Origin of the sequence: Sphingomonas humi (assembly GCF_039536725.1) — a bacterium.
GTDB lineage: Bacteria > Pseudomonadota > Alphaproteobacteria > Sphingomonadales > Sphingomonadaceae > Sphingomicrobium > Sphingomicrobium humi.
The window spans coordinates 961,709-973,403 of the sequence record NZ_BAAAZD010000001.1; the positions used below are offsets into that span (position 1 = coordinate 961,709).

An 11,695-nucleotide genomic window follows, 5' to 3' on the forward strand; every position below is an offset into this window, starting at 1 on the left:
CGCCTCGACCGCTGCGACGTGGACGACAGGGGCGAAGTGGACGAAGTGAAATCCAAGGCAGTTTTTCTTTTTCCTGCTCCGGGCAGAGAAACGGACCGACCATGACCGACACCGCCACGCCCGCCTTTCCGAGCCTCGAGGACTGGCAGCACTGGACGCTCGTGATGGGCCGCGCGCAGCAGATGCTGCTCGAAACCTGGGCCGACAGCTGGAAGGCGGGCGATCCGGCGCCGGGCCTCAAGCTGCCGCCCGCGCCCGATCCGATGGCGATGCTGAGCGCCGGCGCCGAAGCGTGGGGCAAGGGGCTCGAGGCGTGGGGCCAGATGCTCGGCGGAATGAGCGCGGCGGCGGAGAAAAAGGACAAGCGCTTCGCCGCACCCGAATGGCGCGACAATCCGCTGTTCGACACCATTCGCCAGTCCTACCTCGCCATTTCCGACCAGCTGATGAAAAGCGTCGACGAGGCCGATGGGCTCGATGCCGCGGCCCACCAGCGCCTCAAGTTCCTCACTGCCAGCTTCGTCGACGCGATGAGCCCGTCCAATTTCGCCCTCACCAATCCCCAGGTGCTGAAGGCGACGCTCGACAGCCGCGGCGAAAACCTCCTCACCGGCCTGCGCCACATGCTCGACGACATGAAGGCGGGGCAGATGACCCATGTCGCCAAGGGGCATTTCGAGGTCGGCCGCAATCTCGCGACCACGCCCGGCAAGGTCGTTCACGAAACCGCGCTCTACCAGCTGATCCAGTATACCCCGACGACGCCGCAAGTGCTGGAAACGCCGCTGATCGTCTTCCCGCCGTGGATCAACCGCTTCTACATCCTCGACCTCACCGCCGAGAAGAGCTTCGTCCGCTGGTGCGTCGAACAGGGCATCACCCTGTTCATGGTCAGCTGGAAGTCGGCCGACGAAAGCATCAAGGACGTCACCCTCGACGATTACGTCCTGCGCGGCCAGGTCGATGCGATCGACACCGTGCGCGACCTGCTCGGCGTCGAAAGCGTGCACACCATCGGCTATTGCGTGGCCGGCACCACGCTCGCCGCGACGCTCGCCCTGCTGGCGGCAAGGGGGCAGGCGGACAAGGTCGCCTCGGCCACCTTCTTCACCGCGCAGGTGGATTTCTCCGAAGCGGGCGATCTTCGCCTGTTCCTCGGCGACGAGACCATGCAGTTGCTCGGGCAGATGTCGGCCGACACGGGGATCGTCGATGGGCGGGTGATGGCCTCCACCTTCAACCTGCTGCGCGGCCGCGATCTCATCTGGAACTACGTCGTCAACAACTACCTGATGGGCAAGGAACCCCCGCCGTTCGACCTGCTTCACTGGAACGGCGACGTCACCAACCTGCCGGCCGGCTGGCACCGCGATTATCTCGATACGCTCTACAAGCAGAACAAGCTGATCGAATGCGGCGGTGTGATCGTCGACGGCACCCCGATCGACCTCCGGCAGATCCGCACCCCGCTCTACATCCAGGCCGGGCGCGAGGATCACATCGCCCCGCCGCAAAGCGTGTGGAAGATCATGGACCACGTCCCCGGCGAAAAGCGCTTCGTGCTCGCCGGCTCGGGCCATATCGCCGGTGTCGTCAATCCGCCGAGCGCCGGCAAATATCAGTATTGGGTCAACGAGGGCGAGCCCAAGGACCTCGACGAATTCATCGCGGGCGCGACCGAGCACAAGGGCAGCTGGTGGCCCGATTGGCTCGGCTGGCTCAAGGGCAAGGCGCCGAAGGAGGTTCCCGCTACCGGCGCGCGCATGCCGGGCAAGGGCAAGCTGAAAGCGATCGAGGATGCCCCCGGCCGCTACGTGAAGATGCGCTGAGCTAGAGGATCCCGCCGCCCAGCATCAGCCGCAGGGCACCGACCACGATCACGAAGATGCACAGGTTGCGGCCGGCCTTGGACCCGCCGCTCAGCTGGCCGATCCCGGCGCCGACCACCGCCAGCGGCAGGATCAGCCAGTTGGCCCAGCCGAGCAGGGGAAGGAAGGCGACGGCGGCGCTGACAAGGGCGACAAGGCCGATCAGGAGCGAGACAAGGTTCAACATGATCCCTTATGTCGGTCAGCAGCCTTCATATTTCCAGTGCAGCTTCTTGCCCTCGCGAAGGTTGCCCATCGCCGTCGCGATCCGCCTGGCCCGGGTTTCCTCGCGCTTCGCTTCGGCGATCCAGTCGGCATATTCGCGCCGGCATCCCGGCGGAAAGGCCTCGAACGCGGCCTTGGCGGCCTCGTCTCCGTCCAGCGCCGCGGCGAAGTCGGCATGAAGCTCGGCGGCGGGTTTGGGGGCCGCCTTGGCCTTGCGCGGGGCGGGCGCCGAGCGGGACAGGTCGGCCGCCTCGCGGATCAGCCGCTCCAGCTCGGCATCGCCGGGCAGGTCGGCCATCGCGGTGATGCGGCCGAACTGCCCCATCGCCTCGTCGCTCGCCGCCCCGCCGCGCAGTTCCTGCCCGCGCCAGAAGTTCAGCGCCATATGCTGCTTGAAACAGGCCATCATGAGCAGGATCCTGCCGTCCAACAGGAACGCCGGGGCGCTCCACTTGATGCTCTCTTCCACCTCCGGAACGGCGGCGTGGATCCGCTTCCGGACATGCTCGAGGATCGGCCGGGCGAACGGCTGCGCCTTGGCGATATAGGCATCGATCCTGGGATCGGCGCTCATGACTGCCCTCCTATTCGGGCAGCGGTTCCGGCTTCCCTTCCGCACCGCTGCGCAGCGCAGAGATGAGATAGATCAGCGCCGCCGTCCAGATGCAGGCAAAGGCCATCGCCTGCGTCGTCCTGAACGGCTCACCGTAGAGGAACACCGCGACCAGGAACTGCAGGGTCGGCGCGATGAACTGGAGGATGCCAAGAGTGGAATAGGGAAGCTTCCGGGCCGCCGCGGTGAACAGGAGGAGCGGCACGGTCGATACCAGCCCCGACAGGATCAGCAGGCCGGTATCGGCACGGTCGACGCCCCACACCGGAATGTCGCTGGTCAGCATCGCCCACACCAGCCAGCCGGCGGCAACGGGCAGCAGCAGCGCGGTCTCGATGCCCAGCCCCGCGGTCGCTTCCACCGTCGCGACCTTCCTGAGCAGGCCGTAGAGCGCGAAGCTGCCGCACAGGGCGAGGCTGAGCCACAGGTGGGACAGGGCGCCAAGCGCCAGGATCGAGACGCCCACCGCGGCAAGGGCCACCGCCAGCCACTGCGCCCGGCTCAGCGGCTCACCAAGGACGAAGCGCCCGAGCAGGATGTTGGCGAGGGGATTGAGGTAATAGCCAAGGCTCGCCGCCAGGATGTGCCCGCTGTTCACCGCATAGACGTAGAGCAGCCAATTGCCCCCGATCAGCGCCGCGGTCGCCAGCAGCAGCCGCACCGTCCGTGGCTCCTTTACCGCGGCGCGCACCGCGCTCCACGTCCCGGTCAGGCTGATCAGCCCACCCAGCAGCAGGAACGACCAGACGATCCGGTGCGCGACGATCGCGACCGCCGGCACGCCAAGCAGCAGCTTGAAGTAGAGCGGCATCAGCCCCCACGCCGTATAGGCACCGATCCCGAGGCCGAGGCCGGCACGGGAAAGACTTTGCGGACGGGGAGGCGGGGAGGCGGTCATTCGCCGCGCCTTGGGACCGCCGCGGCCGCATCGCAAGGAATTGTTAACCAGTGGGGGCCTTTGTCCATGTGGACGCCCGCAGACGCTGTGCTAGCGTGAGGAAGCCCATGGATATTGCCCGCTCAGGAACGATCGTCGCCGCGCTCTTGGCGCTTGGCGGATGCACCGTGGCCAAGGTCGGCACGCCGTCGGCACAGCCGGCAACCGCCCCCACGGCGCCGAAGAAGGCCGACCGCTGGCTCGCGGTGGCCACGGCCGGCGATGCCGATCGCATCAACCGCCTTCCCTTCGCCTGGACCGAAGGGCTCACCGCGGCCCGCGCGCGCTTCGCAAGCAGCGTCCGCGAGGAAGGCGACCTCCTCCGCCCCGCGACCGCGCTACCCCGCCCGGCGCCGACGCCCGGCAGCTACAATTGCCGGCTGGTCCGGCTCGGCAGCGCCGAGCGAGGGTCGCCGGCCTTTGTCCGCTTCAAACCGTTCTTCTGCTATGTCGAGGTGGAGGACGACCTTCTCACCATCGTCAAGCAGACCGGGACCGAGCGCCCCGCCGGGCGCCTGTGGGACGACGATGTCGCCTCGCGCCTGATCTTCCTCGGCAGCGTCGCGCTCGGCAGCGAACAGCAGCCCAAGCCCTACGGCCAGGACGACAAGCGCGACATGGCCGGCGTGATGGAGCGGATCGCTCCGATGCGCTGGCGGCTGACACTGCCCTATCCGCGCTCCGGAGCGAAGCTCGAAGTCTATGAACTGACGCCGGTCGCCAACCAGCCCGGCCAGTGAGCATCGCCGACCCGGCAGCGGTCCGCGAGCATCTGCTTGCCGCCGCCGCCGCCGGTCATCCGCTCACCTATTCGGAACTGCTCGGGCGGCTCGGCCACGCCTTCACCCGGCCCAAGATGCGCGCGCTCTGCGTAACCCTTGCCGCCATCGACGAGGCGGCCGAAGCCGCCGGCGAACCCGAGCTGGCGGTTTTGGTGGTGCGCCAGTCGGACGGGCTTCCCGGCCAGGGCTGGTGGACCGGCAGCTGGGAAAGGCATCGCTTCACCGGCGAATGGACCGGCCCCGAAGCGCGCCGCCTGATCGAGCGATTGCAAGGGGAGGCATATCGCTATTGGCAGGAGCGTAGGGGCGGCTAAGCTTCGGCCAGACCTCAGGGGGACCAATATGCTTTCGATGCTCGTAGCCGCCGCCATCGCCCAGGCGGCGACCGCCCAGCCCGTCACCGTCATCTACGCCGGCACGCTGATCGACGTTCCCGGCCGAGCGCCCATGCGCAATGCCTCGGTCGTGATCCAGGGTCGCAAGATCGTCGAGATCCGCGACGGCTTCGCGACCATTCCCGGCGCTCGCATTGTCGATCTCCGCTCCAGCACCGTCATGCCCGGCCTGATCGACAGCCACGTCCACCTCGGCGGGCTCGACGACCGGCTGCAGGCGCGGCTTCAGGCGCCCGTCCGCAATGACGAGGACGAAGCCTTCACCGCGCTCGCCAATGCCAAGAAGACGCTCGCCGCGGGCTTCACCACGGTGCGTGATCTCGGCGGCGACCCGCCCACCATCCGCGCGCTGAAGGGGGCGATCAATTCGGGCGCCTATGTCGGACCGAGCATCCTGATGGCCGCGAAGATGATCTCGGTCTCGGGCGGGCACGGCGACCCAGTGAACGGCCTCAATCGCGAACTCGCCGAGATCGGCCACAATCATGAAAGCAACGTCTGCAACGGGGCCGACGACTGCCGCCGCGCCACCCGCGAGCAGATCCGCGACGGCGCCGACGTGGTGAAGTTCGCCGCGACCGGCGGCGTTCTCAGCAATGTCGCGGGCGGGCTCAACCAGCAGATGATGGAAGACGAGATGCGCGCCATCGTCGAAACAGCGCGCTCGTTCGGCCGCAAGGTCGCGGTCCATGCCCATGGGACGAGTGGCATCAACGCCGCGCTTCGCTCGGGCGCCAACTCGATCGAACATGGCACCTTCGCCGATGACGAGACCTTCCGCCTCTACAAGCAGACCGGGGCTTATTACGTTCCGACCCTGATGGCTCCCGCGGCAGCCTACAAGGACGGCGAACGCGGGGCCCTGACCCCGGCGCAGTTCGAGAAGGCGGCCGCCGCCAAGGGCAACGCCGAAAAGAGCTTCGCCCGCGCTGTGCGGGAAGGCGTGAAGATCGCCTTCGGCACCGACAGCGCGGTCAGCCCGCATGGCAAGAATGCCGAGGAATTCGGGCTGATGGTCAAGAACGGCATGGCTCCGGCCGACGCGATCAAGGCGGCGACGGTCAATGCGGCCGACCTGCTCGGCGTGTCGGCGGTGGCCGGAACCATCGAGGCGGGCAAGGATGCGGACATCATCGCGGTCGACGGCGATCCGCTGGCCAACATCCGCCTGATGGAGAACGTCGGCTTCGTGATGAAGTGGGGCCAGGTCTACAAGCTCGGCGGGCAGCGCCAGCTCACGGCCGCCGACTGAGCGAGGAGCGTCAGGCCGTCTCGAGCAATCGGGCGGCCTGAGCCCTCGCTTCGTCGGTGACCGCCGCGCCCGAGAGCATTCGGGCGATTTCCTCGCGTCGTTCCTCGGCATCGAGCAGGCGCACGGTAGTCCGCGTGCCCTCGTCCGAATGGCTCTTCTCGATCCGGTAATGCCTGCTGGCCCGCGCGGCGACCTGGGGGCTGTGGGTGACAACCAGGAGCTGGCTCTTCGCCGCCAGACGCGCCAGCCGCTCGCCGATCGCGCTTGCCACCGCGCCACCGACGCCGCGATCGATCTCGTCGAAGATCATGGTCGAAGCACCGCCTTCTTCGGCCAGCGCAACCTTGAGTGCGAGGATGAAGCGCGACAGTTCGCCACCCGAGGCGATCTTCGTCAGTGCTCCGAAGGGCGCGCCGGGATTGGTCGACACTTCGAATTCGACCCTGTCGCTGCCGGCAGGTCCGGACTCGCCCGGCGCTACCACAGTACGAAAGCGCGCGGCTTCGAGCTTTAGCGGGGCGAGTTCGTTCTCGACCGCCTGATCGAGCCGGCTGGCGGCGGTCTTGCGCGCCTCGGTCAGTGCCTGCGAGGCCTGCGCATAGTCGCTGTCGGCGACGGCCAAGGCCCGCTCCAGCTCACCGATGCGGCTCTCCCCCTGGTCGATCGCCTCGCGCTGTTCGCGCATGGTGTCGAGCAGCGCGGCAAGCTGGTCGGGCTCAACCCGGTGCTTGCGGGCTAGGCCGCGCAGTTCGAACAAACGGGCTTCGGCTTCTTCCAGCTCCTCGGGCGAGAAGGCGAGGTCGCGCTGGGCTGATAGAACCTTCTCTTCTGCCTCGCTGCCCTCGACCAAGGCCCGGTCGAGCGCGGCAAGCGCCTCACCAAGCTGCGGGTGGGCGTCGGCGATCCGCTCCAGCCGCCGGGCCGCCTGGCGAAGTTGCGACAGGCCGCCTTCGGAGCCGGTGAACAGGCCCGACAAGCCGTCGAGGTCCTCCTGCACGCGCGCGAATTGCTTCATCCCGGCGCGCCTGTCGGCCAGGGCCTGTTCCTCGCCCTCCACCGGTTCGAGCTTGGCGAGTTCGGCGATGCTGTGGTCGAGGAATTCGCGGTCGCGGTCGGCGTCGGCTGCGGCGCTGCGCACTTGGTCGAGCTCGGCGCGAATGTCCGACAATCGCCGCCACGCCTTCGCCACGACGGAGACGTCGACCCGTCCGAAACTGTCGAGCAGGGCGCGGTGGCCCTTGGGATTGAGCAGGCCGCGATCGTCGTGCTGGCCATGGATTTCAATCAGCGTGCCGCCGGCCTCGCGCAGGGTCGCCGCCGGGACCGGCCCGCCCCCGAGAAAGGCGCGGCTGCCGCCATCGGCCTTGAGCGTCCGGCGGAAGATCAGTGGCTCGCCGCCCTCCTGCTCGATGCCGGCCTCGTCGAGCAGGCGAAGGGCGGGATGATTTGCCGGAAGATCGAATTCGGCGGTGACCGAAGCGCCGTCCTGGCCCACGCGAACGAGCCCGCTGTCGGCGCGCATGCCAAGCGCGAGGCCGAGCGAATCGAGGAGGATGGATTTGCCCGCACCCGTCTCGCCGGTGAGGACGCCAAGGCCATCGCCGAAGTCGAGGGTCAGCCGGTCGATCAGCACCACGTCACGGATGACGAGCTGCCTCAGCATGCCCGGCCCAGCACCCTCCTCAGGCCGCTTGAAGCGGGGCGTTTGGCACGTGCTTCTGGATCAGCGCATAGGCGCGCTGGTACCAGACGGTGCCGGGATAGTTGCGGCCGAGGACGGCTGCGGACTTGACCGCTTCGTCGGGCGTGCCGAGCGCCAGATAGCTTTCGGTCAGGCGCATCAGCGCTTCGGGCGTGTGGGTCGTGGTCTGATATTTGTCGACCACGGTGCGGAAGCGATTGACGCTCGCCAGCCAGTTACCGGAGCGCTGGTAATAGCGGCCGACCTCCATCTCCTTGCCAGCAAGCTGGTCGTTGATGAGGTCGAGCTTGAGCCGGCCGTCGGCGGCGTAGCGGCTCTCCGGATAGCGGCGGATCAGTTCCTGGAAGGCGTCACTGGCCTGGCCGGTGATCTTCTGGTCGCGAGTGACGTCAGCGATCTGATTGTAATAGCTCATCGCAATCAGATAGTTGGCGTAGGGCGCATCCTTGTTGCCCGGATGGATCGTCAGGAAGCGCTGGGCCGAGCTGATTGCGTCGGGATAGGTCTGCGCCATGTAATAGCTGAACGCGCTCATCATCTGCGCGCGGCGGGCCCAGACCGAATAAGGGTGCTGGCGCTCGACCTCGTCGAAGATCTTCGCAGCCTGCGTATATTCGCGCTGGTCCAGCCGCTTCTTCGCAAGGGCGTAGAGCGTGTTGACGTCGCGCGCGACATAGGCCGTGTCGGCCTTGGTCTTGTTGCGGGCGCAGCCTGCGGCAGGCAGGACCACCGCGACGCTCAGCGCAAGGAAAAACAGGCGGTTCGGCTTCAGCATGAGCGGCTTTCTAGGGCAGTCGAAGGGGGAGGCCAAGCGCTAGTGCGGGACGGTGTCTGAACCGCCGCTTACACCACCGCTCCGTCGCCGGCCGAAAGGTTCGCCGACTTGTCCTCGACCTTGAGGAAGCTGTCGGGCTTGATCCCCAGCCAGACCAGGATCGGCGCCGAGATGTAGATCGACGAATAGGTGCCGATGAAGGTGCCGAGCAGGATCGCGGCGGTGAGGCCGAAGATGACGTCCGGTCCGAACAGGAGAAGCACCGCCAGCGCCAGCATGATCGAGCCCGAGGTCACCATGGTACGCGACAGGGTTTCGTTCAGCGACAGGTTCAGCATCGGGATGATCTGCATCTTGCGATACTTGCGCAGATTCTCGCGGATGCGGTCATAGATGACGACCGTGTCGTTCAGCGAATAACCCACCACCGCGAGGAAGGCGGCGACGATGTTGAGGTCGACCTGAAGCCGGGTGAGGGCAAAGAAGCCCAGGATCAGCGACACATCGTGGAACAGGGTAACGAGCGCCCCGACGCCGAACTGCCATTCGAAGCGGAACCAGATGTAGATCGCGACCCCAAGCATCGAGAGGGTGATGGCGAGCAGGCCGTCGCGGGCAAGTTCGCCCGACACCTTGCCCGACACCGCCTCGCCAGCGCCGACGTTGACGCCGGGATACTGGTTCTGGAGCATCGTCCGGACCTTGGAGATGATCGCCGCGGCCTGGACCTCGGGACCTTCCGGACGCGGCAGGCGGATCTGATAGGTCTTGCCGTCGCCGAACTCCTGGATGCTCACGTCACCGACATTGAGCGCCTCGACCTTGCCGCGGAGATCCTCGATCCCGACCGGCTGAGAGAAGGTCGCGCGGACCATCTGCCCGCCGACGAAGTCGATGCCGAGGTTGAGCCCGCGGACGCCGACCAGCACCAGGCTGGCGACCGTCACGAGGATCGACAGGATGAGGGCGATGTTGCGCACCTTCATGAAGTCGATGTTGGTGTTGTCGGGGACGAGCTTGAGCAGCTTCATGGCATCAGCCTCAGATATGCAGTTCGCGCGGCCGCTTGCGCTTGACCCACAGGGCCACCAGCAGGCGGGTGAAGTTCACGGCGGTGAAGACCGAGGTGATGATGCCGATCAGAAGCACGACGGCGAAGCCCCGGACCGGGCCCGAACCGAAATACCACATCACGGCGGCGGCGATGACGTTGGTGATGTTGGCATCGAAGATCGCCGTCGAGGCTTCCTTGTAGCCGGTGTCGATCGCATCGAGCAGCTTGCGCCCGCGGCGCTGCTCCTCGCGGATGCGTTCGTTGATCAGCACGTTGGCGTCCACCGCCGCACCGATCGTCAGCACGAAGCCCGCGATACCCGGCAGGGTCAGGGCCGAGCCGAAGATGCTCATCACCGCCAGGATCATGAAGGCGTTCACCACCAGCGCGATGTTCGCGTAGACGCCGAAGCGGCCGTAGGTGATGATCATGAAGAACATCACGGCGAGGATCGCGATCGCCGACGCGAGCAGGCCCTTCTCGATCGAATCGCGGCCAAGCTCGGCCGAGATTGTGCGTTCCTCGATCGGATCGAGCTTCACCGGCAGCTTGCCCGACGACAGCGAGATGGCGAGTTCGCCGGCGCTCTCGACGGTGAATCCGCCGCTGATCTGGGCGGTGCCGCCGATGATCGGCTCGTTGATGTTGGGGGCCGACAGCACCTTGTTGTCGAGGATGATCGCGAACGGCTTGTTGACGTTCTCGGTCGTCGCCCGGGCAAAGCGTCGCGCACCGGCGGTGTCGAAGCGGATGGTGACCACCGGCGCACCGGTCTGCTGGTCGAACGCCTGGGTCGCCTGGCTGACATTTTCGCCCGAGACCATCGCCCGGCGCTGAACCGCAATCGCGCCCGAACCGTCGGCCATCGGAAGCACCTGGCTGCCGGGAGGCGCACGGCCCTGGGCGACCTGTGACGGGTCGGCGCGCTGGTCGACCAGCTTAAATTCGAGGCGGGCGGTCTGGCCGATCAGGCGCTTGAGGCTTTCGGGGTCATCGACGCCAGGCACCTGCACGAGGATGCGGTTCTGGCCCTGGTTGATGACGGTGACTTCGCGCGTGCCCGACGGATCGATGCGGCGACGAACCACGTCGCGCGCAACCGTCATCGCATCCTTCACCGCCTGCTGGGTCCCTTCAGGGGTCGGCGTCATGAGGATGCGGTTGCCGTCCTGCGTCGACACATTCCAGGTGCGCGTGCCGGTCAGCCCGACGCCCGACGTCAGCGTGCGCATCTTCTCGACCGCGGCATCGAGCTGGGTCGGATTGCGGAGCATGAAGCTGATCCGCCCGTCGGCGGTGGAAATGTCCCCGACTTCGATTCGCGGATCGCGGCGCAGTTCCTGCGACACGCTGTCCTCCATCGCCGCCAGGCGCTGCTTCTGCGCGTCGGCGAGGTCGGCCTCGTAGAGCAGCTGGCTACCGCCGGCGATGTCGAGACCGAGGGCGATCTGGGTCCGCGGCGCAAGCTTGGGCCAGGTCGCGACCTCGCTGCGCGGGAAGAAACTCGGGATAGCGAAGGCGATGCCGAGGGCGATCGCCAGGAAGATCCCCCAGATCTTCCACTTCGGCGGTTCGAACATCAGTCGTTCGCGCCCTTGGGAGCCTGGTTCAGCACCTGGGTCAGGGTCGAGCGGACGACCCGCACCTTGACGCCCTGCGCGATCTCGACCTCGACCTCACGCTCGTCGATAACGCGGGTGACGCGAGCGCGGATCCCGCCGGCGGTGATCACTTCGTCGCCCTTCTTGACCGCGGAGATCATCGCCTGATGCTCGCGGACCTTCTTTTGCTGCGGACGGATCAACAGGAAATAGAAGATCACGAAGATCAGCAGGAAGGGGAAGACCTGAAGCAGGAAGGCGGTGGCGCCGGAAGGCGCGCCGGGCGCTGCGGCTGCGAGGATCAGGCTTGGATCAGGCATCGGGGTCGCGGCTCTTTTCCGACTTCAAGGAGAGAAAATGGTCGGGGCGACAGGATTCGAACCTGCGACCCCCACACCCCCAGTGTGATGCGCTACCAGGCTGCGCTACGCCCCGACCGGTGCCGCGCTGGCTAGCAGGCGACGTGCGGCGCAGATAGTTGGGGTGGACCG

The 11,695-nt window shown here is 66.8% G+C and carries 12 protein-coding genes and 1 tRNA gene; 4 read left to right on the plus strand and 9 right to left on the minus strand.

Features of this window, described 5'->3' with window-relative positions; translation table 11 throughout:
• Nucleotides 1-101: 101 nt before the first annotated feature.
• Nucleotides 102-1,829, plus strand: a complete 1,728-nt coding sequence (locus ABD729_RS04715; RefSeq protein ID WP_344709001.1) for a PHA/PHB synthase family protein — start codon at nt 102-104, stop codon at nt 1,827-1,829.
• 1 nt (nt 1,830) lies between these two features.
• Here the strand turns inward: ABD729_RS04715 and ABD729_RS04720 are convergent, their stop codons facing one another.
• Genes ABD729_RS04720 through rarD form a run of 3 tightly spaced genes read right to left on the minus strand, consistent with a single transcriptional unit; the run spans nt 1,831 to nt 3,604 of the window.
• Nucleotides 1,831-2,055, minus strand: coding sequence for a hypothetical protein (locus ABD729_RS04720; RefSeq protein WP_344709002.1), 225 nt, complete (start codon nt 2,053-2,055; stop codon nt 1,831-1,833).
• Between the two features lie 15 nt (nt 2,056-2,070).
• The gene (locus ABD729_RS04725; RefSeq protein ID WP_344709003.1) at nt 2,071-2,667 is read right to left on the minus strand and encodes a YdeI/OmpD-associated family protein; all 597 of its coding nucleotides are present in this window, start codon (nt 2,665-2,667) and stop codon (nt 2,071-2,073) included.
• A 10-nt stretch (nt 2,668-2,677) separates the two neighbouring features.
• Nucleotides 2,678-3,604, minus strand: a complete 927-nt coding sequence (rarD, locus tag ABD729_RS04730) for an EamA family transporter RarD (RefSeq protein WP_344709004.1) — start codon at nt 3,602-3,604, stop codon at nt 2,678-2,680.
• 95 nt (nt 3,605-3,699) lie between these two features.
• On the opposite strand from rarD, the gene ABD729_RS04735 reads away from it, so the two are divergent.
• The 3 genes from ABD729_RS04735 to ABD729_RS04745 are packed head-to-tail and all read left to right on the plus strand — an operon-like array spanning nt 3,700 to nt 6,072.
• Nucleotides 3,700-4,383, plus strand: coding sequence for a DUF4893 domain-containing protein (locus ABD729_RS04735; protein ID WP_344709005.1), 684 nt, complete (start codon nt 3,700-3,702; stop codon nt 4,381-4,383).
• Nucleotides 4,380-4,739, plus strand: a complete 360-nt coding sequence (locus tag ABD729_RS04740; protein ID WP_344709006.1) for a ribose-phosphate pyrophosphokinase — start codon at nt 4,380-4,382, stop codon at nt 4,737-4,739. The genes ABD729_RS04735 and ABD729_RS04740 overlap by 4 nt, the downstream gene beginning before the upstream one ends.
• A gap of 28 nt (nt 4,740-4,767) precedes the next feature.
• Nucleotides 4,768-6,072 (plus strand): metal-dependent hydrolase family protein, encoded by a 1,305-nt coding sequence (locus ABD729_RS04745; RefSeq protein ID WP_344709007.1) that lies wholly within the window; start codon nt 4,768-4,770, stop codon nt 6,070-6,072.
• Nucleotides 6,073-6,082: 10 nt separating this feature from the next.
• Here ABD729_RS04745 and recN read toward each other — a convergent pair whose 3' ends face one another.
• The 6 genes from recN to ABD729_RS04775 form a co-directional block, all read right to left on the minus strand.
• Nucleotides 6,083-7,735, minus strand: a complete 1,653-nt coding sequence (recN, locus tag ABD729_RS04750; RefSeq protein WP_344709008.1) for a DNA repair protein RecN — start codon at nt 7,733-7,735, stop codon at nt 6,083-6,085.
• 19 nt (nt 7,736-7,754) lie between these two features.
• Nucleotides 7,755-8,549, minus strand: coding sequence for an outer membrane protein assembly factor BamD (locus ABD729_RS04755; protein WP_344709010.1), 795 nt, complete (start codon nt 8,547-8,549; stop codon nt 7,755-7,757).
• 68 nt (nt 8,550-8,617) lie between these two features.
• A complete protein-coding gene (gene secF / locus ABD729_RS04760) occupies nt 8,618-9,580 on the minus strand; it encodes a protein translocase subunit SecF (RefSeq protein ID WP_344709011.1) in 963 nt (320 codons plus the stop codon).
• Between the two features lie 10 nt (nt 9,581-9,590).
• On the minus strand, nt 9,591-11,183 hold the full coding sequence (gene secD / locus ABD729_RS04765) for a protein translocase subunit SecD (RefSeq protein ID WP_344709012.1): 1,593 nt from the start codon (nt 11,181-11,183) through the stop codon (nt 9,591-9,593).
• On the minus strand, nt 11,183-11,524 hold the full coding sequence (gene yajC / locus ABD729_RS04770; protein WP_344709013.1) for a preprotein translocase subunit YajC: 342 nt from the start codon (nt 11,522-11,524) through the stop codon (nt 11,183-11,185). Before yajC ends, secD begins: the two co-directional genes overlap by 1 nt.
• Nucleotides 11,525-11,562: 38 nt before the next feature.
• Nucleotides 11,563-11,639 (minus strand) — tRNA-Pro (locus ABD729_RS04775).
• Nucleotides 11,640-11,695 lie beyond the last annotated feature (56 nt).